This is a genomic window from Blautia coccoides (assembly GCF_034355335.1).
In the GTDB taxonomy this organism is placed as follows: Bacteria; Bacillota; Clostridia; order Lachnospirales; family Lachnospiraceae; genus Blautia; species Blautia producta.
Window position 1 is genome coordinate 2,789,770 of the sequence record NZ_CP136422.1, and the last position, 20,690, is coordinate 2,810,459.

The 20,690-nt window shown below is 45.8% G+C and carries 22 protein-coding genes; 17 read left to right on the plus strand and 5 right to left on the minus strand.

The genetic code is table 11. The annotated features are described in order from the left end of the window. The first annotated feature begins 16 nt into the window (after nt 1-16). Both BLCOC_RS12330 and BLCOC_RS12335 read left to right on the plus strand, forming a co-directional pair. Nucleotides 17-553 (plus strand): nitroreductase family protein, encoded by a 537-nt coding sequence (locus BLCOC_RS12330; RefSeq protein WP_115625388.1) that lies wholly within the window; start codon nt 17-19, stop codon nt 551-553. 1 nt (nt 554) lies between these two features. Beyond that, nucleotides 555-1,241, plus strand: coding sequence for an L-2-amino-thiazoline-4-carboxylic acid hydrolase (locus BLCOC_RS12335; protein WP_115622344.1), 687 nt, complete (start codon nt 555-557; stop codon nt 1,239-1,241). 67 nt (nt 1,242-1,308) lie between these two features. On the opposite strand, the gene BLCOC_RS12340 is transcribed toward BLCOC_RS12335, so the two are convergent. Beyond that, nucleotides 1,309-2,268 (minus strand): NYN domain-containing protein, encoded by a 960-nt coding sequence (locus tag BLCOC_RS12340; RefSeq protein WP_029469353.1) that lies wholly within the window; start codon nt 2,266-2,268, stop codon nt 1,309-1,311. Nucleotides 2,269-2,552: 284 nt separating this feature from the next. On the opposite strand from BLCOC_RS12340, the gene BLCOC_RS12345 reads away from it, so the two are divergent. The 6 genes from BLCOC_RS12345 to BLCOC_RS12370 all read left to right on the plus strand — a co-directional run bounded on the left by BLCOC_RS12345 (nt 2,553) and on the right by BLCOC_RS12370 (nt 9,261). Beyond that, nucleotides 2,553-2,984 carry a hypothetical protein gene (locus BLCOC_RS12345; protein WP_165392493.1) on the plus strand — a complete coding sequence of 144 codons (432 nt, stop codon included), beginning with the start codon at nt 2,553-2,555 and terminating at the stop codon, nt 2,982-2,984. Nucleotides 2,985-3,041: 57 nt separating this feature from the next. Beyond that, on the plus strand, nt 3,042-4,061 hold the full coding sequence (locus BLCOC_RS12350) for an aromatic acid exporter family protein (RefSeq protein WP_029469351.1): 1,020 nt from the start codon (nt 3,042-3,044) through the stop codon (nt 4,059-4,061). A 97-nt stretch (nt 4,062-4,158) separates the two neighbouring features. After that, complete coding sequence (locus tag BLCOC_RS12355) at nt 4,159-4,770, plus strand: flavodoxin (RefSeq protein WP_242998941.1); 612 nt, start codon at nt 4,159-4,161, stop codon at nt 4,768-4,770. Nucleotides 4,771-4,844: 74 nt separating this feature from the next. Further along, a complete protein-coding gene (locus BLCOC_RS12360) occupies nt 4,845-5,792 on the plus strand; it encodes an AAA family ATPase (RefSeq protein WP_018594434.1) in 948 nt (315 codons plus the stop codon). Nucleotides 5,793-5,795: 3 nt separating this feature from the next. Continuing rightward, nucleotides 5,796-6,893, plus strand: a complete 1,098-nt coding sequence (locus BLCOC_RS12365) for a DUF58 domain-containing protein (protein WP_115622347.1) — start codon at nt 5,796-5,798, stop codon at nt 6,891-6,893. Beyond that, nucleotides 6,853-9,261 (plus strand): transglutaminase-like domain-containing protein, encoded by a 2,409-nt coding sequence (locus BLCOC_RS12370; protein WP_115622348.1) that lies wholly within the window; start codon nt 6,853-6,855, stop codon nt 9,259-9,261. The genes BLCOC_RS12365 and BLCOC_RS12370 overlap by 41 nt, the downstream gene beginning before the upstream one ends. A gap of 137 nt (nt 9,262-9,398) precedes the next feature. On the opposite strand, the gene BLCOC_RS12375 is transcribed toward BLCOC_RS12370, so the two are convergent. Continuing rightward, nucleotides 9,399-9,611: a cold-shock protein gene (locus BLCOC_RS12375; protein ID WP_018594431.1), complete on the minus strand. Its 213-nt coding sequence runs from the start codon at nt 9,609-9,611 to the stop codon at nt 9,399-9,401. Between the two features lie 337 nt (nt 9,612-9,948). On the opposite strand from BLCOC_RS12375, the gene bcp reads away from it, so the two are divergent. From bcp to BLCOC_RS12405, 6 genes are all read left to right on the plus strand, one after another. Continuing rightward, the gene (bcp, locus tag BLCOC_RS12380; RefSeq protein ID WP_018594430.1) at nt 9,949-10,401 is read left to right on the plus strand and encodes a thioredoxin-dependent thiol peroxidase; all 453 of its coding nucleotides are present in this window, start codon (nt 9,949-9,951) and stop codon (nt 10,399-10,401) included. 9 nt (nt 10,402-10,410) lie between these two features. After that, entirely contained in the window at nt 10,411-11,502 is a 1,092-nt protein-coding gene (locus BLCOC_RS12385; RefSeq protein ID WP_115622349.1) for a hypothetical protein, read from the plus strand. Continuing rightward, a complete protein-coding gene (locus tag BLCOC_RS12390) occupies nt 11,483-11,821 on the plus strand; it encodes a hypothetical protein (RefSeq protein ID WP_115622350.1) in 339 nt (112 codons plus the stop codon). Before BLCOC_RS12385 ends, BLCOC_RS12390 begins: the two co-directional genes overlap by 20 nt. 28 nt (nt 11,822-11,849) lie before the next feature. Then, a complete protein-coding gene (locus BLCOC_RS12395; protein WP_115622351.1) occupies nt 11,850-12,629 on the plus strand; it encodes a hypothetical protein in 780 nt (259 codons plus the stop codon). Nucleotides 12,630-12,657: 28 nt separating this feature from the next. Continuing rightward, the gene (locus BLCOC_RS12400; RefSeq protein WP_115622352.1) at nt 12,658-13,419 is read left to right on the plus strand and encodes a hypothetical protein; all 762 of its coding nucleotides are present in this window, start codon (nt 12,658-12,660) and stop codon (nt 13,417-13,419) included. Between the two features lie 120 nt (nt 13,420-13,539). Then, the gene (locus BLCOC_RS12405) at nt 13,540-14,025 is read left to right on the plus strand and encodes a GNAT family N-acetyltransferase (protein WP_115622353.1); all 486 of its coding nucleotides are present in this window, start codon (nt 13,540-13,542) and stop codon (nt 14,023-14,025) included. Between the two features lie 84 nt (nt 14,026-14,109). Here BLCOC_RS12405 and BLCOC_RS12410 read toward each other — a convergent pair whose 3' ends face one another. The 3 genes from BLCOC_RS12410 to BLCOC_RS12420 form a co-directional block, all read right to left on the minus strand. Further along, on the minus strand, nt 14,110-14,343 hold the full coding sequence (locus tag BLCOC_RS12410; protein ID WP_018594423.1) for a hypothetical protein: 234 nt from the start codon (nt 14,341-14,343) through the stop codon (nt 14,110-14,112). Nucleotides 14,344-14,480: 137 nt separating this feature from the next. Continuing rightward, entirely contained in the window at nt 14,481-15,476 is a 996-nt protein-coding gene (locus BLCOC_RS12415; RefSeq protein WP_115622354.1) for an SPL family radical SAM protein, read from the minus strand. 28 nt (nt 15,477-15,504) lie between these two features. Then, a complete protein-coding gene (locus BLCOC_RS12420) occupies nt 15,505-16,362 on the minus strand; it encodes an AraC family transcriptional regulator (RefSeq protein WP_115622355.1) in 858 nt (285 codons plus the stop codon). 249 nt (nt 16,363-16,611) lie between these two features. Here BLCOC_RS12420 and BLCOC_RS12425 point away from each other — a divergent pair, with 249 nt between their 5' ends. The 3 genes from BLCOC_RS12425 (at nt 16,612) to BLCOC_RS12435 (ending at nt 20,674) form a co-directional block, all read left to right on the plus strand. Beyond that, nucleotides 16,612-19,197 (plus strand): glycoside hydrolase family 3 protein, encoded by a 2,586-nt coding sequence (locus BLCOC_RS12425; RefSeq protein ID WP_115622356.1) that lies wholly within the window; start codon nt 16,612-16,614, stop codon nt 19,195-19,197. Nucleotides 19,198-19,438: 241 nt separating this feature from the next. After that, a complete protein-coding gene (locus BLCOC_RS12430) occupies nt 19,439-19,786 on the plus strand; it encodes a TIGR04076 family protein (protein ID WP_018594418.1) in 348 nt (115 codons plus the stop codon). A 156-nt stretch (nt 19,787-19,942) separates the two neighbouring features. Further along, nucleotides 19,943-20,674 carry a hypothetical protein gene (locus BLCOC_RS12435; RefSeq protein WP_115622357.1) on the plus strand — a complete coding sequence of 244 codons (732 nt, stop codon included), beginning with the start codon at nt 19,943-19,945 and terminating at the stop codon, nt 20,672-20,674. Nucleotides 20,675-20,690 lie beyond the last annotated feature (16 nt).

The window sequence follows — 20,690 nt, forward strand, 5'->3', positions numbered from 1 at the left end:
GAAAGGAATGGATAATATGGAATTCTCGGAACTGGTAAAAAGGAGATACTCTGTCCGCTCTTACAATGGAAAGAAGGTGGAGCAGGAAAAAGTAGAAAAAATACTGGAAGCCGCCCATGCGGCGCCTACAGCCGCAAATCTGCAGCCTGTTCGGCTGTTGGTGATCCGGCAGGAGGAAGGACTTAAAAAATTGGCAAAAGCGGCAAATATTTACCATGCGCCGCTTGCCATAGTGGTATGTGCGGACCACAGCAAAGCATGGGTACGTCCCTTTGACAAAAAGCAGACCTGTGACATTGATGCCTCCATCCTCACGGACCATATGATGCTGCAGGCCGCGAACCTGGGACTTGGCAGTGTCTGGATCTGTTATTTCAAACCTGATGTATTGCGGGAAGAATTCTGTATTCCAGAGAATCTGGAGCCTGTCAATATACTTGCAGTGGGTTATAGTGACGAGATGCCTTCATCACCGGACAGACATGAGCAAACCCGAATAACCATCAAAGAGCTGGCCTCATTTGAACATTTTAGTGATAGGGGAGAATTATAATATGACGGAAGACTTTGTTTTTAATGAGAAGGTACATGCATTTTTGATTGGATCATTTTACCAGGAGATGAAGGAAGCAGAAGGCCCGGCCGGAGTGGAATGTTTTAGGAAGGCTGTCCAGAAAACAGCGGAGCAGCGGGGACACCGTATGGCTTTGAGAGCCATGCGTGACAAAAAGCCATTGGATTATAATACATACATGGCATATGGGGAGATATATGCCACCCTGCCGGGTAAAATGGAGATGGCCGGGGAGTATCCTGATGCAGAGACACGGGTTTACAGCTGTGTATGGCATGATACCTTTCAAGAAATGGGACTTGCTGAATGCGGTCTTGTATACTGCAGAGAAATAGACAAGGGCATTGTCAGAGGATTTAATCCGGACCTGGTCTTTGAACAGAAAAGCGTGCTTCACAATGCACCCTGTTGTCGTCTTGTATTCAGGAATGCCGGGCTTGACAACAGTGTGCCGGTCTCAAAAGAAGCGAAAAAGGGCTGGGATTATCACTGCGGTCATTATTACAAAACCTTCAGTGAGTATGTGCGCACTGTTTTTTCAGATGGGGAAATTATTTTAAAAAGAGTTGATGAGAAATTCGCGGACAGATTCGGAGAAAAAAGCCTGGATATACTGCAGGAATATCTAAAAACGGATTTTAATCTCATAAGCGGTGACGCGTTTTAAAAATGCGGGTGCATTGAAAATCATGTTCAATGCATCCGCATAAATATTTATGTGAAGTAACGGGTATTTATACATCATAAACCGCCCAGTTCTGTTCTCCTTCCTCTCGGATACGGATTTCCGGAAAACTCTGTATATACTGCTTGAACTGGGAAAAACCGTAATCCCGCACTTTAAAATCGCCAAAACGGTTCCGGATCTTATTGCTGAGTGTACCCAGAGGAACACCCTGGCGGCCTGCATTTCTTACAAGCTGTATCACATATTCCTCCAGCATTTCTTTTTTGCTTTTGTCCTCATAGAGGGTGACGGATACCTGAGTCCCTTCCTGCTGCAGTTTTAATTTGGGGAAGGATTCCAAAAATTTTGACAGGAGGCTGTATCCGTACCGCCTCACATCAAAGTCAGGATATAACTTGACCAGGCGGCTTCCGACTTCACCCAGGCCTGTGATTTTATCGTTATTCTGATTCTCTGTGATGATCTTGACAACAGCCTCCTCGATCTGTGTCTTGGAAACCACGTCGGCATTGTCCTGCTTCGTGCCTTTTTCCATGGCATGGATCGTGGGCTTTTCCTCTTTTTCTATGGCATTGTCTTCAAGCAGAAGCTCCAGTACCGTAAAAATATCACAGGCTTTTCTGAAAGAGGAAGGTGTCTTGTCCTCCCCCATGCCGATGACATTTTTGCCGCTTTCCCTCAAACGGCTTGCCAGTTTTGTGAAATCACTGTCACTGGAAACCAGGCAGAATCCTTCTAATTCACTGGTATACAGCATGTCCATAGCGTCAATGATCATTGCGGAGTCCGTTGCGTTTTTTCCGTGTGTATAGCTGAACTGCTGAATCGGTGTGATGGAATTTTCCAGCAGAACTTCCTTCCAACTGGAATTATAAGTGCTGGTCCAGTCACCGTATATTCTCTTGTATGTAACATTTCCGTATTTGGAGAGTTCATCCAGAATTGGCTTGATGTATTTGGCTGAGACGTTGTCAGCGTCGATCAGCAGTGCGTATTTATCTTCCATATTTCCCTAACCTCTTATTCCGATGTTTTTTCACACATCATATCAAAAGTATAACATATAAAATTAGTTTCTGGTACAGAAAAAAAGCGCGTAATATGACAGAAGTTTTCATTTGTTACTGTTCAAAAAACCACGCTTTCAGACACGCTTCAGCATATTGTGGACTAATATCATTTGCTGTGAACAATAACATTAACTTTTTATACAGGTTCAGAAGGAAGATACCGCATAATATGTCTGCAAATGCCCATACTAAAAGGAAAAAAGAAAGAAGGGCATGGAACGTGGAAACACATACTAAGAAGCTTTTAGAGGAATGTAACTCAGGCTGCAAAATGGGTATTAACAGCATGAAGCAGATCAGAGAGTATATCAAAGATGAAAAACTCAGAGATCTGACTGATGAATATATCCGCAAACATCAGGATCTGGAACTGGAGACTTCCCGGCTGCTGGAACAGTCAGGGGAGGAGGAAAAAGCACCGAGTCCTATGGCCTCTGCATTTTCACGGGTGACGACTGAGGTGAAACTCATGATAAAAGATGACAGAGGACAGATCGCAAAACTTTTGACAGAGGGCTGCAGTATGGGAATACAGGGAATCAGTAAGGCCTTGAACCAATACTCTCATGCTTCCACAGACAGCACGGCGCTTGCAAAACGCCTTGTCAGATCAGAAGAAAATTTTATGAGAGATTTAAAGCCGTTTCTTTGAGCATTTGGAGCAGGTCCGGCATGCTTTGTCTGATAACAGGACTTTGGAGGTTTTGAGATGCTGAAAATGAAAGCCGGAAAATATTTGGCAGTTGCCCTGAAAACAGCCATAGGAAGCTGCACTGCCATACTTGCGGCAGAGCAGTTTCACCTGGATTTTGCAAGTTCAGCGGGTATTATTGCTCTGCTGACTTTGATCAATACAAGATGGGATACCCTCAGGCTTTCTGCTGTGAGGCTTATTTCCTTTTTTGCCACCGTGATCCTGGCCTGGATGATCTTCAGTCATATGAGCAGGGAGTGGATCACATATGGGGTGTTTGTATTTTTGTTGGTGGGGATCAGCTTGTTTGTGGGATGGCAGAATACCATGTCTGTCAATGCAGTTATCGGAACACATTTCTGGACCACGCATGACTTCGGGGCAGCTACCATATGGAATGAATTCTGTCTTGTTTTTATCGGTATAACAGTGGCTGTCCTGCTGAATCTGTTTCAGCGCAACCAGAGCAGAAAAAAGCAGATTTTGCAGGATATGCGGTATGTAGAGGCCAGACTCCAGGATATTCTTGAAATGTTGGCAGACTATCTTATGCAGAGGGAAAACGAGGCGGATGTATGGGAGGAGATCGCCCATCTGGAGGAACATCTCTCTCATTCTATGGAGCGGGCTTATGAGTATGACAGAAATACATTTCTTCCGCACACGGAGTATTACAATCATTATATTGAGATGCGGACCAGGCAGTGCAGTATGCTGCAGAGCCTTCACTGGGAAATACAGAAGATCCGTACTATGCCCAGCCAGGCAGAGACCATTGCAGAGTACATTACTTACATGAAAAAATATGTGGAGGAGAAAAATATTCCGAAAAAACAGATAGAACGGCTACGCCAGGTAGAAAATGCGTTCCACGAGGCACCCCTGCCCGTGACTAGAGAGGAATTTGAGGGAAGGGCTGTCTTATATCACATTATGATGGATCTGGAGGAATTTTTGCTCTATAAAAAGCGGTTTATCGAATCCCTGAGTGATAAACAGAAGAAAATCTATTGGGAAACTGAAAAAAAGCAGTGAATCATGGGCTTGCACTGGAGTTAAGCCCATGATTTATGATAGAATAGACATATGTATAAATATTCGCATAAATATACGCAGAAAGGATGGAAAAAGTGTGAAAAAAATTATAACCGCAGTCTTATGCTTACTGGCTGTTTCACTGTCCCTGTCCTCCTGCGGCAGGGAAAAAGCAGAAGGCGCAGCCGGGCGGCAGGCGGAAGAGGGGACAGGAAAAGTCCTGGTGGCTTTTTTCTCCTACGGCGGCAACACAAGAATGCTGGCAGAGACGGCTGCCCGGTATTCGGGCGGGGATCTGTTCCGGATAGAAACTGAAAAATCTTATTCGGAAGATTATGACACCTGTCTGGAAGAGACGGCCAGAGAGATGGAGGAGAACGCACGTCCGGCACTTGCTTCCCATGTGGTACATATGGAAGAGTATGATGTGGTGTTGCTGGGGTATCCCATATGGTGGGGCAGCATGCCCATGGCTGTAAATACCTTTCTGGAGGAATATGATTTTAAAGGTAAAGTTATTGCGCCCTTCTGTACCCACGGAGGCAGCGGGCTGGGCAGCAGTGTGGAGGATCTGAAAAAAATATGTCCGGAGGCAGAGGCAGCAGAGGGGCTGGCTGTTTATGGTTCCAAAGCGGACCAGTCAGAGGATCAGGTGAAAGAATGGCTGGACAAACTGGGACTGTATGGGGAGGAGCAGGACAGGGAATAGGAGATAGAGGAATAGGAAATAGAGGAATAAGAGATAGAGGATTAGGAGATAAAGGAATAGGGGGATATGAACTTATGAAATCAAATAGAGAAGCTGTGTGGGAGGTGCTCACACAGATCAATCAGGTAATCCTGGGAAAAGAGACATTGACGGCAGAGGTGCTGGCAGCTCTTCTGGCGGGAGGCCATGTGCTGTTGGAGGATCTGCCGGGTTCAGGGAAGACAACCCTGGCACTGGCATTGTCAAAGCTTTTGGGACTGGACTGGAAAAGAGTACAATTTACGCCCGATGTGCTGCCATCGGATCTGACCGGATTTTCCATATACAGAAAAGACCTGCAGAGATTCGTCTATCAGCCGGGTGCCGTGTTCTGTAATCTTCTTCTTGCAGATGAGATAAACCGTACGTCGCCGAAGACCCAGTCTGCCCTTTTGGAAGTCATGGAGGAAGAGCAGGTGACGGTGGAGGGAGTGACCAGGAAAGTACCTGCCCCGTTTTTTGTCATAGCCACTCAGAATCCCACAGGGACGGCAGGCACGCAGATGCTGCCCCCTGCGCAGATGGATCGTTTTATGATATGCACTACTATGGGGTATCCCGATTTTGCCAGTGAGGTGGAGATGGCAAAAGGAACCGGAATTGAACGAAGGACTGACCATCTGATGCCTATGCTGAATGCACAGGTGCTTCAGAATATCAGACAAGAGGTGGAACAGATATTTGTCCATGACTCTGTCTATCACTATATTGTGAAGCTAATCACTGCAACCAGGAGAAATCCTCATTTTGAAGCCGGCGCCAGTCCGAGAGGAACCATATCACTGGTGCGCATGGCTAAGGTCACAGCCTGGATAGCCGGGAATGACTTCGTATCCCCTGCAGATGTGTCTGCCCAGTTTATTCCTGTGGTCAATCACAGGGTAAGGCTGAGTACCAGAGCGCGGATGGACGGTGTGGAAAAAGAGAATGTGCTTGCCGGTATTCTGGAACATGAGGAGAGACCATTCTTTAAGGGGAGATGACAGATGAGAAAATTACTGGTAACGCTGGTACTGATTTTGTTTTTTTATCTGGCGGGGCTTTACCGTTCTTCCTCTGTTATGATATTTCTCTCGGCATCTCTGGTTTTTATGGCAATTTTGGGAATTTTATCTAAGTATCTGGTACGCAGACTGGAAATCGGGCTGGAGCCGGAAAGGAATACTGTGTCAAAGGAGAGTACGATGACAGTGACACTGGCAGCGGTCAATCATTCCCGGATACCTGTCATGAAGTTTGAAGTACGTCTTAAGATATGGAATCAGGGGACATCCAATGCCGAAACGAAAAAGATACAGGGGTATGTTCCGGGAAAAGGCACTGCGAGGATAGGAGTGGAAGTCTCTCCAAAGCACTGCGGGATCTTGGAAATCAGCGGAAAGAAGGCGAAAGTTTGGGACCCTCTGTGTCTCTTTTGCGGACAGAAAAAGACAGCGGCTTCCTTTCGGGCAGTGGTGCTTCCAAAGGGTTATGAGATGCAGTTTTCTATGGAAAGCCTGCTTTTTGGTATGGAATCAGAAAACGGAAACAGCAGGCCCGGAGCACAACCGCCTGAAATCTATCAGGTCCAGGCTTACCGCCCCGGTGACGGACTCAGGGATATTCATTGGAAACTGACTGCCAGAAGCGGTGAACTGCTCAGCAAGCAGTATTGTGCAGAGGTTCAGGCTCCGGTATTCGTATTCTGGGATATCAGGGAGGACAAGCCTTTAAGCACCGGGCAGATGGACGCATTCTGGGAGCTTTGTTATGGGGTGAGCGCAGGCCTTCTGAAGGAAAAAGTCAGCCATTCGGTAGGATACTGGGACAGGCAGACCGGGCTGATACAGGTGTATTCCATTGCGTGCCATGAAGATATTATGAACAATCTGTGTGAAATGATACGCAGGGACGCGCTTTTTGAGGAAAAGGGATATCCGGATGAATTGTATTTAAAAGAGATGTACCAAAGGCAGGAGGAAGGGGAAATGGTTCTTTCCATGGACACGTCCCTCAGATTACATTTATACAATAAACTGCTGTTTCAGTTTTCAGAGGAGGATTATGTGGAAGAGATCAAGAAAGAGAGATTTTTACTCAGCTGACAAAGGAAAAAAAGCGGGAAAAACCAGTGGACCGGTCAGCGGCCTGCTCTTTTTCGTCTGTTATTTTTGCGGGCTTTGGGGATATCTGCGGCTGTGTTCATTGATCTTCAGGCTGAATTACAGTTTGTGGCCGGTGGCCTTTGTCCTGGCTGGAGCCTGTGCGGGGCTTTGGCTTCTTCAGGATATTGTGAAGTGTAAACCGGTCTTTGTGATATTTGTGGGCATTGCCGCCGCCGGAGGCATGTTTTGGGCAAAGCGGAGTATGTATCTTACCAATATGAAAATGCTGTATGCGGCCGGAATGTGGAATATGAGAGCGATTTCTGTTATTAAAGTGACAGGTCTGTTGTGTATCTGCATGATTTTGGGTCTGCTTTTTATTTACCTGACAGCGAATCTGGCAAAACAGGGATGGATTTTTTACTTTATTACCTTTCCCCTTGTGTTTGCCGCAATGATGGCGCAGGCAGATTTGGATATATGGACCCTCTGTTTTCCGGCTGTTTTTCATTTGGGAAACCGTATGGCCGGTGTTGCGTCCAAGACCCGCCGGAAATCAGGACAGCCAAGGGAAGGCATTTATAAAAATGCGGGAAGGGCAGTTCTTGTGCTTGTGGTCTTCTTTTTAGCTGCTGTGGGTATTGCGGGAAGAGGAGTTTCAAAGCATATGGATACCCTGTATGAGGTCCCCTTAAAGACCGGTGAACGTGCCTGGCGCATGGCGGCAGGTCTGTGGCTTCCGGAATCCGTCAAGGGCCAGGTAAACCGGGGCGGACTTTATCCAAGCGGCAGAGAGCAGATGGAAGTCATTCTCCCGGAAAAACCCAAGGAGGATCTGTACCTTAAAAGCTTTGTGGGTGATGTGTATGAAAGCGGTGCCTGGAAGGCAGCCGACCGTGAGGCTTTTTATGAAAGCTTGGACGGAGAGTACGCGGCTCAGGAGGGCGCGGACGCCAGAAAATATTTTGAAAACAGGCAGTTTTATATGATCCGTTATATTCTCTCCGGTTTGGGAGGTACAGATGGCTATGAAAATGTGCCGGGTGAAAAGAATGTGGAATTGCGGTCTCTGGCTCTGGAGAACAGGACAGTATCGCTGCCCTATATTTATGGAGAAGAGTATGGGGATGATAAGGTGCACAGGGGAACCATGTACACAGAAGAGGACTTTAAAACGGTGCTGGCTATGGCGGACGCAGATATAAGACTCAGATTTGAGGAGGAGGAGCGTGCCTACAAAACCTTTGTGGAGCAGTCCTGTCTTGCAGTTCCTGAGGAACAGGTACCACAGCTTGTGAGCATCTGCAGGTCTTATGATAATTCAGGAACAGAAGAGGTTACCGGATTCATACAGGCCTGGCTCCAGTCAAATGCAGCCTACTCCTTGAATCCCGGCGTGGCGCCCATTGGAAGGGACCCGGCAGAATATTTTATATGTGAGCAGGGAAAAGGATACTGTCAGCATTTTGCCACTGCGGCGGCACTTATGTACCGGATCTACGGGATCCCATCCCGCTATGCCGTGGGATTTAGGGCAGCGCCGGATTTATTTGAGGAGCAGGAGGACGGCAGATATAAGGCGGTTATCACAGATGTGCAGGCTCATGCGTGGGCTGAGATTTATTTAGACGGTGAAGGATGGATCCCAGTGGAGACAACCCCGGCAGCGGGGGCACAGCAGGCAGGGAACGGCTTGGAAAACGGAGAATACATGCCAAATGCAGAGACTGCAGCCGAAGCTGCCGGAACGGAATATGAGACCAGCCGAGAGAATGGAGCAGAACAGAATGATCAGGCTGTTCCGGATGAGGAAGAAGGCCGGACGGAACCGGGGAAGGAAGAGACTGCTGATGGAACAGAAAACGGTCAGGAGGATGAGAACAGCACACAGAAGGAGCAGAAAGACAGCGGTTTAGATCAGAACCGTAGAAATAAACTACTGGGGAGTATTCGTTCCTTTTTTGTCAGGATGGCACCAATATTTGCTGCGGCAGCAGGGATTGTTTTTATATGGGGGATGATTTGCCTTCGGCGGTATGCCATTCTGCGCAGGCAGGAAAAATACGGCGCTGGTCAGATCATGGTCAGAATGCTGGAAGTTCTTGGGATGGCAGGGAAGATGAAGGACTGTGACGCAATGGAAGCGGATTTTTCAGAAAAGCTGTCCCATGCAGTTCCCTCTATCAGCAGGGCGGAAGCCGTACAGATACAGAGAGCAGCCCTTCAGGAGAGCTTTGGAAATGAAGAGCTTTCTAAAATGCAGGGAAGGGAAACGCGCCGTGTCTATAAGAAAGCATGTTCTTATGTCTATAAAAACCTGCCGTGGTATAAAAAAATGTATTTCCGGTATGGAAAGGTATATGGATAAACGCATTCGCAGCAGAGGGCAGGATATCCGGGCTGCTTCCTGCTTTTGCCCGTAACTGTTAGAAATTGAAAAGCTATAAAAAGACGAAAAAAGAGGCTGCGCATAGAAATGCGCGGCCTCTTTTTGGCAGTCAGGAATTATGCTGCACAAACATTAACTGCTTTCAGTTTTCTGCTGTCTTTCGGATCCTGCTCTGTATCAAATGTTACTCTCTGTCCTTCGTCAAGGCTTTTGAATCCATTGGAAACAATAGCGGAAAAATGTACGAATACATCCTCTCCTGTATTGGAATCAGTAATAAATCCGTATCCCTTCTGAGCGTTAAACCATTTCACTGTACCGTTATTCATAATCAGTACCTCCATATATAATATTTGGTCGTAATAAAATAGAAAAAAGCCAACTCAACAATGAATTAAATGGAATCATTGTCTGGTCGGCTCTAAATTCAAATTAATCACTTTTTGTATCATATCATGGAGAGAAAGGAATGTCAAGAATATTTTTAGAAAATACTTACAAAAGAAAATGGAAAAATTTCTGTGCAACAGAAGAGGTTTGAATACCCACTTATTTAAAAGTGAGGATATGAAGGCGCAGTTTGTTGCGTTAGGCAGGAAGTGAAGTTATAATGTTGGTAGACAGGATCAAGTTAAAAAAAATAAAATATGAAATGGAGGATTAGATATGTTGGAAATTGGAATAAAGGCACCGGAATTCAGACTGTTGGATCAGGATGGGAAGGAAGTGGCTCTGAGTGATTTTAGGGGGAAGAAAGTCGTGTTGTACTTTTATAGTAAGGATAATACGGCAGGGTGTACAAAGCAGGCCTGTAATTTTGGAGAGCTGTATCCGCAGTTTACGGAGAAAGGAGCTGTGGTGCTTGGTGTCAGTAAAGATACGGCAGCTTCCCATAAAAAATTTGCTGAGAAATATCATCTGCCCTTTCCTTTGCTTTCCGATACGGAGCTTAAGGTGATCCGGGAATATGATGTATGGAAAGAAAAAAATATGTATGGGAAAAAGGTTATGGGAGTGGTGCGGACCACCTACCTGATCAACGAGGATGGAATCATAGAAAAGGCCTTCGGCAAGGTCAAGGCAGCGGATAACCCGGCGCAGATGCTGGGAGAGATCTGAGAGGCATCAATGAGAAGGGACAGGGCTGTTTTAGGGGTTTTTTCGTGTATGCATTTTCTTGTGGATGCTGCCTGCGCGTTTGCCATGTATGGGGTATTTAAGGGGAGGGATGCCTGGTACTGGTATATACTTTTATATAATTTCTGTGCTTTTGCTCTGCAGATGCCGTTGGGGGTGGTGCTTGATGGAATCTGCAGAGGGAAGAATACAGTGGAAAAGTATAGATGCTCTGCTGTGTTTGCTGTTTTGGGAGTTGTGTTTACTTTGGCGGAGGGATTTACACATGTGATCGTTCTGGGCATTGGAAATGCACTGTTTCATGTAGGGGGCGGTGTAGGGACGATATGGACCAGTGAAGGAGAGCGCAGTGTGTGCACACGCCTGGGCATTTTTGTGGCACCCGGAGCCTTGGGGCTGTTTTTGGGAAATATGTGGAGCCGGTTTGCATATAAGACATGGATCGCCTTTACGGGGACATTTTTGTTGCTGTGTTTTGGGGGAATGCTCCTGTGGCTGGGACGAGGGAAAGGTTTTGGAAGCTCATGGGGCAGATTTGGTAAGCACAAGGCAGTGCCGGAAAGAAGTATGGTAGTTATCTGCTGTTTTCTGGTAGTGGTTCTGAGGTCTTATGTGGGGATGTCGGCTGCGTTTCCCTGGAAGAATACAGTTCTTATGGGAGCGGTATGTGCCGCGGCTGTCGCAGGCGGTAAGGCAGCGGGAGGATTTCTGGCTGACCGGATCGGGATATACAGGGCAGTGGTGGGTTCTCTTGCTTTAGCGGCTTTGATGTATGGATTTGGCAGATTTTGGGGAGCAGGGGTATTAGCCCTTTTATTTTTTAACATGACTATGCCTCTGACGCTGTATCTCATGTGGAATGCGATGCGGGAACAGCCGGGGCTGGCCTTTGGGATGCTGACATTTGCCTTGTTTTTGGGATTTTTACCGGTTTATTTTCCTTGTATGCCGCCATTGGATTATCGGGTGATCGGAAGTCTGGGAAGCTTAATCTCTCTTTTCCTGCTTGTTGTTGTGACAAGACGGAAACGGAAGGGGCTTGACTCGGGGAAAGGAGCGGCAGATGGTACTGTATCTGATTAAAATGTTTGGTATTTCGCTGGGGCTTACACTTGTTATCGAGGAAGCAGCCGCGTGGTTTTATGGGATAAGGCGCGGTAAGGATTTTCTGCTGGTCTGTCTGGTCAATATACTGACAAATCCGGCCGCTGTTTTCCTTGCATGGATTTGGAGGATGTATATGCCGTATGGAGGAAGATTCCTTTTCTATCTTGCGGTGGAGACAGCAGTGGTTATAACAGAAGGACTGATTTACAAAGCGTATCTGCAGGAGGGCAGACATCCAATGTGGTTTTCACTGGCGGCAAACGGATTCTCATTTCTTCTGGGATTTTGTATTTGAAAGTGTATTTGAAAGGGGAGGGATACATATGAAAAAGGGAGTTAGGGTATTTTTGATTCTGGTTGTCTGTTTGGGAATTCATGTTACGGATGTTTCAGCAGATTTGATCTTTGAACCGCAGAATGCCTTTTACAAGCTTCATGCAAATAAATGTGAATATGTGAACCACACTTATACTGTAAATGGCTATGGAGGGAAAACAGAACTTTATAAAAGTCCGTTGTCTGACAAAGTGATGGCAGTCATGAAAAATAATGAGGAACACTATATTTCTTATGTATATACAGACGAAAAGGGGAATAAGTGGGGACTTGTTGAGGATTCGGAGAATAAAGAGGGCTGGGTTCCCATGGTGTATATGTTTTCTCATTATGGAGGAGATTCCTTTCTGGAGGAATATAAATCACAGATAAAAAAAGAGGAAGGCAGTATTGATATTGACAGCGGAGAGAAGATCTATTACTTTGCATATCCCGGTTCCGGTGATCCTTATAATTTGAATAATGTGAAAACGGAAGGACATTCCCTCAATTATGACCGTGTTTTTATAGATGAGGAAGGGCTTAAATGGGCTTATGTAAATTATTATTATCAAGGATGGCATACATTTTGGATATGTATGGATGATCCGTCCAATTCAAATCTTCCTGTTCGGGAGGTTGACAATGAGATGCCGGAACCGCCGGAATCTATTGACCGGGTAGGCGGAGGGATCACAGTTTCTGTCTGGCTTGTGGCCGGACTTGTGGCAGTGGTCATGATGGTTACCGGATGTTTGATCTGGGGGACATACGGAAAAAAGAAGTGATCACCAGACTGCTAAAAAGGAGATTCAGATGAAAAAAGGAAAATATATGCTCCTGGCAATACTGCTCTGTTTAATTTTTCAGGCAGAAATTGTACGCGGAGATATTATTTATGAGCCTAGTGATTTTTTCTGGCACATCCATTCCGAACAGTGTGTCTATAGAAACCGCAGCTATATTGTCAATGGACGAGAAGGCAGGACAAGTCTCTACACCAGCCCCATCTCCTTTAAAAAGCCGTCTGTATTGAAAAATGGTGACTGTTACAATGTTACATATATCTATACGGATAAGAAGAATAATGATTGGGGATATATTGACGGCAATGGAAAAAAGGGATGGGTTCCGCTGGCGTATATGTATCCGGTATATGACAGCACGTCCTTTAAAGAGGAGTATGAGAGCCGGCTGACCAAGGAGAACGGTGAATTGGAAATGCAGGCGGGGGATGTTGTTTACGAATGGAACTATCCAGGCTCTGAGAACCCGTATAGTATGGAAATAGACAGTGAAACCACGGTTTACTATGGACCGGTTTTCAAAGACGAAGACGGGCATAGCTGGGGAAATGTAGGATACTTGTTCGGAAACAGGGACTTTTGGATTTGTATTGATGAGCCATGGAACGGAGATCTGCCGCGCAGGGAAATCAGCATTGAAATACCGGAACCACCGGAATCTATTCAGAGAGAGTATGGGATCTTCTATGTTATTGTTGTATTTGGAATGATCGCGGCGGTAATATATGCTACAAAAACCCTTATACAGAAATTTTATAGGAAGATTGAATAAATTATAATCCTATGATGAAGCCCTGGCAGGATGAATATACTCGCCCATTAAAAGCTGAGTATTAGAAATAGTGTTGGATGTGGGATTATACTTAAAATAAGTTTATAAGGAGAGATTAATATGGCTGATATGCTTGTCAAATTATACAATATCAACTCATTTTCTGAGCAGGAGGATAGGCTGTTAGAACATGGAGTTAGAATAAAAAGAGCTTTAGCACCTGATAAAAGTAAAATTATTAAATTTGCCCAGACATGTTCAAATGAAGATTACTCTGATGAGGTAGAAATTGCGTTTTCTAATCATCCCATTACCTGTTATATTGCAACAAAGGAGAAAAAAATCATAGGGTTTGCCTGTTTTGAGGTTACTGCAAAAGACTTTTTTGGACCTATGGCAGTGTTGGAGGAAGAGAGAAGAAAGGGAATTGGAAAGGCACTATTATTGAAATCACTTCATTCTATGGAGGAATTAGGATATGCATATGCAATAATCGGGTGGCCCACAAAATCAGCAATTCCTTTTTATGAAAAATGTGTAAATGCAAAAATGATTGAAGAGTGTTCTTCCGGTTTATACAAACGAATGATAGAAATCGATGAATGATTAAAGTTGGGGTGCGAAAAAATTACTGGTCATACAACCAAGATAGTAATTTCTCTGCACCCCGATTCTCTCGAAATATGTTTTTTACCAGTCTTTCATAACCTGAATGACCACATCCTCATAATCTCCGGTGATATCTTCATTATATCCCCCGTGTCTTACATTCGTCTCCACGCCCCAGCCGTTTTCCTGGTATTCCCAGATGTGATAAGGGACGCCTCTGTAATCAAAGTCCAGGCTGCCACAGCCGTCTACTTCGTTATATTGAAATTCCAGAGATTTTTCGTTCAGAAGATTTTGTATTTTTTCCAGGCGCATAAGCATTTCCTTCCTTTGTGTTTTCTATAAATAGTATTGTATCAAACAGAAAAGAAAATAGCCAGTATCCATGCGGAAAATGACAGCAGAAATTTTTTGACCGACCGGCCTAAGTCTGTGTGCCGTGTGTTTAGTTCTCAGCTAAAATACAGAATCTTCATATGCGGAAGCTTCCTGGCAAGCTCCGCCCGGAAAAACAGTTCTCCTTCCTGCCTGGCAGACGGATGATACCCATATTTACCCCGGCCCCGGACCTGCATCAGTTCTTTGTCGTAAAGTTCCGGGGCATCCGGGAATGCGTCCTCATTGATCTTACGATGGACAAAGCTGTAGCTCATAAAGATGATCTCGATAAACGCGGTTTTTTTCACTTTTTCAGAGAGTTTTTCCGAGAGGACAGTGATCAGTTCACGGTACAGATCCTGCCAACCGGGAAGGAAAATAACAGGGGCAATGAGGATACCGCAGGGATAACCCGCCTCGCACATTTGATTCAGGGCCTCGATTCGTTTGTTCAGCGGCGAGGTGCCCAGCTCGATTTGGCGGATGATTTTTTCCGGGTTTACGCTCATACGGAAAATGATCCTGCCGCCGTGCTGGAGGGGAAGAAGAGGAGCGATATTTGCAAATTTGGTTGGAAATGTAAGACGGCCTTTTTCATTTTTTGCAAAGCGCTCTATGGTCCATTCCAAATTATGTGTGATGGTATTTTCAAGGACCAGGTCACTGTTGCTGCCGATTTCAAAGGTGAGATTTTCCAAAGAGCGGTTTGCGGTTTTCATGATCTTATCAAGCATTTCTTCCCGGTTTACGAAGAGACGCAGATAGGAGCATTTATTGTAGTTGCAGACCAGATAGCAGTACAGACAGGCGGCAATGCAGCCGGATGAAGTGTAAGGTACCAAAAAGTCAGAGACTTTGGCATTGGGGACATGCCGATGGGTTTTGCGGATGCCGATAATGAGATACTGCTTCATTTCCCGGAAATCGGAATTTGGGCGTGTGCGCAGTTCATCTATTTTATTATGGCTGTCAATGGGAATCCAGGTTCTGTCCTGATATTTTTGCTTCAGGTAATGCCCAAGTTCATAGCCCATGGCTGCTTCTTCATAGTAAATTTTGTCTGGAAACATATATACGGACCTCCAAGTTAGTATAAACTTAGGATGGCAGTTCCGGTGAAAAATATTCTCTGATCCCGCTCCGTATCTTCTGAGGTGTATCGCCGTACAGCTTTTTAAATGTGCGCATAAAAACTTTGTAATTACTGATCCCGTTTTTTTCCATAAGCACAGTGATACTGTCGTCTGTGTTTTTCAGATCTTCATATAAATGCATTGTGCGGACAGAATTCAGATACTCCAGAAAAGTCTGTCCTGTGTATCTCTTAAACAGACGGCAGAAGTATTCGCGGCTTACAGCCAGGCTTGCGGCAGCGTCATCCAGAGTAAGCTGCTCTTGAAAATGGTTTCGCACCCAGTCCATAACCTGTGTGACACGTTCCAGGTCTCTGTTGGCCCTGGTCTCCGGTGCGGAGGGGAAAGCAGAACAGAAATTTTTATATAGGTGGTACAGAAATTCGTAGAGGTTGGCCGCAAAAAAGAACTGATAGCCACTTTCCTGACAGGTATAGGCATCCAGCATATGTTCCAGATTCCGGCGCAGACTGGAAAAAACATCTGCTTTCTCTGCAGGTGTGATCATGGTCTGAAAATGCAGGTTTGTGCCGGATGGCAGGAAATTTTGGAGCTGTCCGGCGGAAATCTGCAGCAGAATATAGCTGACAGAGCCATTGGCCCGGGTCATGTGGAGTTCTTTGCTGTTGATGACCATCAGACTGCCTGGGGTGAGCAGATAGGAACCGGCCTGTACAACTGCGGTCAGCTCTCCTTTCATCATATATAAAACTTCCAGATAATCATGCCAGTGGGCAGGAATAGTCAGGTCTTTGCACTGGGAGAGCATGAATTTTGCAGGCAGACCGTTTGTCTCACTGATCTTCTCGTAATGGTATGGCATGGACTTTTCTCCTTTTAGACAGTAACTGTGAGGGGACTGAACAGTTATCGTTTGATTTATCAATACTGACAGAGAACCTTCTGGGAATATTCTAGCAAACCGGGAGGAAAATATCAATATCGGCCTATAAATAGTTAAAAAGAGCCGTAGAAATTTCCCTATTTATTCGTCATAATAAAAGACAGATAGTAACTGGAAAGACACAGAACAGTTACGGTAAATACAGATAAGTGATCCGGGAGGAATACCATGAAATTAAAAAACAAGACATTTACAGGAACTACTTCAAATGAAGTGACGGCCAGAGAGACAGAAAACAGAAAGCTTGCACGTTTGGCAGCAGCAGAAGGCTTTGTGCTTTTGAAAAACCAGGACCATATCCTGCCTCTGAAAAAAGGGATAAAACTTGGCCTGTATGGTGCAGGTGCGGTGAAAACCATCAAGGGGGGAACTGGCTCCGGTGATGTAAACGAGAGAGAATGTGTCAATATCTGCCAGGGTTTAGAAAATGCCGGATATGAGATCACGAGCAGCGCCTGGCTGGAGGCCTATGCATCCCTCTATGAGGAAACACGGCTGAAATGGCGGGATGAGATACTGGGGAAATTAGAAGCATATGACAACAATTTCTTTGAAGCATATTCCACCACACCGTTTTTTATGCCCTGTGGGAATCCGGTTGATGTGGATAAGGCTTCAGCCGATGGCGCGGACACGGCAATCTATGTATTAAGCCGTATAGCAGGAGAGAACGCGGACCGTCACGACACAGAGGGAGATTATTATATTTCCGCAGAGGAAAAAGCGTTGATCGCCCAGCTTTCAAAAGCTTATGATTCTTTGGTGCTGGTCATCAATACAGGCGGCCTTGTGGATTTGGCCTTTGTGCAGGAATTTGACAATATAAAAGCTGTACTGCAGTTTGTACAGGCGGGACAGGAGGGCGGCAGTGCCTTCGCGGACGTGGTATCCGGAAAAGTGACACCAAGCGGTAAGCTGGCTGATACCTGGGCTTTCGATTATAAAGACTATCCGAACAGTGAAACCTTCAGTTTTAAAAACGGGGATGTGAATACAGAAAAGTATCAGGAAGGCATTTACGTGGGATACCGCTACTTTGACACATTTGATGTACCCGTGCTCTATCCGTTTGGTTTCGGCCTTTCCTATACAGACTTTATGATCTGTACGGAAGAGATTAAAACAGTAAATACAGAAAGCGGAAAGCCGGAGATCGCGGTAACTGTGAAGGTGACCAATACAGGAGATACATATTGCGGCAAAGAAGTCGTACAGATCTATGTTTCCTGTCCTCAGGGAAAACTGGCAAAAGAATACCGCCGTCTTGCCGGATTTGCCAAGACAGAGGAACTGAAGCCGGGAGAATCCTGCAGAATAACTATCACATTCCCGGTTTATCAGCTTGCCTCTTTTCATGAAGAAAATGCAGCCTGGGTTCTGGAGGAAGGAACCTATGGCGTCTGGAGCGGAAATTCCATTCAGGGCGCCAAGCTTGCAGGAAGTCTGTGCGTGGACAAGGATGCCATTTTAGTGCAGTGCGAACATATCTGCCCGGTAAAAGAGGAGCTGACAGAGCTGACACCGGACAGCAGCAGGATGAAGGAGAAGGAGGCAGCGTGGCTTGAAAAGGCGGCAGGGCTTCCCTCTGTACATATTGACGCGGAGAAAATAACAAAAGAGACAGTGGTTTACACAGAACTGCCGGAACGTTTTACCGGCAGGGCGGGAGAAATCGTGGAATCTCTTTCCGTAGAACAGCTTATTCAGATGTCTGCAGGCGATCCAGGGAAAGGCCAGGATGCAGTCCTTGGTTCTGCGGGGATCACTGTGCCCGGAGCAGCGGCTGAGACTTCCTCCGCGGCATCCGGTGAGCCATGGAATCTGCCCTCAATAGCTCTGGCAGACGGTCCTGCAGGACTGCGTCTGAACCAGAAGTATCAGGTTGTGGACGGGGAGATCGTGCGTGAAAACTTTATGAAATCCATTGAAAAAGGATTTTTTGCTGAGCCGTCACCGGAGGTGGGAACCGCGTACTATCAGTTCTGTACAGCCATCCCTGTGGGAACCCTCCTTGCACAGACCTGGAATGCAGAGCTTGTAAAAGAAGTGGGGGAAATGATAGGAAAAGAGATGGAGCTTTTCCAGGTGACTTTATGGCTTGCGCCGGGTATGAACATTCACAGAAACCCTCTCTGCGGAAGAAACTTTGAATATTATTCAGAGGACCCTCTGCTGTCAGGCATCATGGCTTCTTCCATGACTCTGGGTGTGCAGAAAGTGCCGGGATGCGGAACCACGATCAAGCATTTTGCCTGCAATAACCAGGAGGATAACCGTATGGGATCTGACTCCGTACTCTCCGAACGTGCACTGCGGGAAATCTACCTGAAGGGATTTGAGATCGCGGTGAAGAATTCCCAGCCAATGTCTATTATGACCTCCTACAATATGATCAACGGCGTACATGCCGCCAATTGCTATGATATCTGTACCAGGGCGGCCAGAGATGAGTGGGGATTTGCAGGAGCTGTTATGACAGACTGGACGACAACCTTTGCCTCACCGAGAGGTGAGTGTACAGCAGCAGGCTGTATGCGTGCGGGCAATGATATGGTAATGCCGGGTATACCAAAAGACCATGAAAATATCCGCCGGGAACTGGAAGAGGGAACTTTGGATATCCGTGAACTGAAACGCTGTATCTGCAATACGGTAAATCTGATCCTGCAGTCCAACCGGTATGAGGACGCGGTCAGCTATCTGGAACAGTTTGAAGGACTGGACGCATACCTGAGTGTAGAAAGATCAAATTAGGCTGTCAGAGTAAGATAGGGCTTGTGGTGAGGGCAAAGTAAAAAGAACGCCCGGTAAAAGGAACTTATAAAGAGGGAGCGGGAGCAATGAATGCCCGCTCCTTTCGTATTGCTATTTTTTTGCTCCTTTATTATAATAAAAACAGTTCCGAAACGGTTGTTGTCCGCTGACAAAGTCCTGTGGATCGTAACCGGTAACCGCGATATAGAAATGCTGAAAAAAGAGAAAGCAGGAGGTAGTCATGAAAAAATGGTATAATGAAGAATATGAGTGGGAAATTGAGGTGACAGGGTTCCTTCGCAGTGAACATACGGAGAGATACTGCAGAAACGGTGAAGAGATCGGGGACAAGTATACCTGTACCTATGGCTGTCCTGTAAATGCGGATGGGCAGGGAATCTGCTCCAAAGTAATGATGATGATGTTTCCTGTTATGGAGGCTGTCAGAAGCGGCGGAGATCTGGAGAACATCGGCGGGAACAGTAAATACAGCAAGGATATCGTATGTCCGGATGGCTGTGTTATGTTTAGAATGACAGCGAAAAAACTTGATAATGAAAATTTTTATAAGGGTAAATTTTTTGATTAGAATGTTTTTGGAAAATATTTTAAATTTTTGAAAGGATTCCTCCATTACGATCGTTTTATTAATAGAAAGAGGTTTTTCACACTCTTTGACCGGTAAATTCCGGAAAAGAAAAACTTATAAACCATATCATAAAAGAGAAAAATTGGAGGAATGAAAATGAAATTTCATAAAAGAAAAGTTTTGGCGGCAGCTGCAGCAGGTGTGATCCTGGCGGGTACTATGAGTACAGTGGTTATGGCAGGCGGCAAAGGGGAATACAGCCGTCTGTGGTGCCGGAATACGGTGTGCAGTGTGTATGGAGAGGATTGTCAGAATCCGGGGGAGTGTGTAAACGGAGCAGACTGCCGGAATCCGGGGGAGTGTGTAAACGGAGCGGACTGCAGGAACCAAGGTGATTGTGTAAATGGAACTGACTGCGGGAACCAGGGGGAGTGTGTAAATGGAGCAGACTGCCAGAATCAGAGGGAGTGTGTGAACGAATCAGACTCCCCAAACCAGAGTGACTTTACAGACAGTGCTGCTGGTCAGAGCCAGGTCAATGTAGTAAAGAATGTTTCCGGTCAGAATCAGACGAACACCCTTAGTAACACAGTTGGCCAGGAGCAGAGTGAAGGTGTGGATTCCACATACACTGAAACAGTTGTGGATGCTTCCGGGAGTTATGGAGAACACCATAGCGAAAATTACAGCGGTAGTAATGGGGAATACCACAACGGAAATCATAATGGAGATCACAGCGGAGACAACGGTGAATACCACGACGGAAACCATAATGGAGATCACAGCGGAGACAACAGTGAATACCACGACGGAAACCATAACGGAGACCACAGCGGAAATAACGGAGAACATCACGGCGGAAATCATGGAAACCACCACGGAGAATAAAACATTTTACTATATA

Coding starts and splice junctions, on each gene's coding strand:
- bcp (WP_018594430.1), top strand. CDS start 9,949: ATGTTGGAAATTGGAATAAAGGCACCGGAATTCAGACTGTTGGATCAG.
- BLCOC_RS12365 (WP_115622347.1), top strand. CDS start 5,796: ATGAGAAAATTACTGGTAACGCTGGTACTGATTTTGTTTTTTTATCTG.
- BLCOC_RS12400 (WP_115622352.1), top strand. CDS start 12,658: ATGAAAAAAGGAAAATATATGCTCCTGGCAATACTGCTCTGTTTAATT.
- BLCOC_RS12335 (WP_115622344.1), top strand. CDS start 555: ATGACGGAAGACTTTGTTTTTAATGAGAAGGTACATGCATTTTTGATT.
- BLCOC_RS12425 (WP_115622356.1), top strand. CDS start 16,612: ATGAAATTAAAAAACAAGACATTTACAGGAACTACTTCAAATGAAGTG.
- BLCOC_RS12395 (WP_115622351.1), top strand. CDS start 11,850: ATGAAAAAGGGAGTTAGGGTATTTTTGATTCTGGTTGTCTGTTTGGGA.
- BLCOC_RS12330 (WP_115625388.1), top strand. CDS start 17: ATGGAATTCTCGGAACTGGTAAAAAGGAGATACTCTGTCCGCTCTTAC.
- BLCOC_RS12420 (WP_115622355.1), bottom strand. CDS start 16,362: ATGCCATACCATTACGAGAAGATCAGTGAGACAAACGGTCTGCCTGCA.
- BLCOC_RS12340 (WP_029469353.1), bottom strand. CDS start 2,268: ATGGAAGATAAATACGCACTGCTGATCGACGCTGACAACGTCTCAGCC.
- BLCOC_RS12360 (WP_018594434.1), top strand. CDS start 4,845: ATGAAATCAAATAGAGAAGCTGTGTGGGAGGTGCTCACACAGATCAAT.
- BLCOC_RS12375 (WP_018594431.1), bottom strand. CDS start 9,611: ATGAATAACGGTACAGTGAAATGGTTTAACGCTCAGAAGGGATACGGA.
- BLCOC_RS12390 (WP_115622350.1), top strand. CDS start 11,483: ATGGTACTGTATCTGATTAAAATGTTTGGTATTTCGCTGGGGCTTACA.
- BLCOC_RS12415 (WP_115622354.1), bottom strand. CDS start 15,476: ATGTTTCCAGACAAAATTTACTATGAAGAAGCAGCCATGGGCTATGAA.
- BLCOC_RS12430 (WP_018594418.1), top strand. CDS start 19,439: ATGAAAAAATGGTATAATGAAGAATATGAGTGGGAAATTGAGGTGACA.
- BLCOC_RS12385 (WP_115622349.1), top strand. CDS start 10,411: ATGAGAAGGGACAGGGCTGTTTTAGGGGTTTTTTCGTGTATGCATTTT.
- BLCOC_RS12405 (WP_115622353.1), top strand. CDS start 13,540: ATGGCTGATATGCTTGTCAAATTATACAATATCAACTCATTTTCTGAG.
- BLCOC_RS12410 (WP_018594423.1), bottom strand. CDS start 14,343: ATGCGCCTGGAAAAAATACAAAATCTTCTGAACGAAAAATCTCTGGAA.
- BLCOC_RS12370 (WP_115622348.1), top strand. CDS start 6,853: ATGTGGAAGAGATCAAGAAAGAGAGATTTTTACTCAGCTGACAAAGGA.
- BLCOC_RS12435 (WP_115622357.1), top strand. CDS start 19,943: ATGAAATTTCATAAAAGAAAAGTTTTGGCGGCAGCTGCAGCAGGTGTG.
- BLCOC_RS12350 (WP_029469351.1), top strand. CDS start 3,042: ATGCTGAAAATGAAAGCCGGAAAATATTTGGCAGTTGCCCTGAAAACA.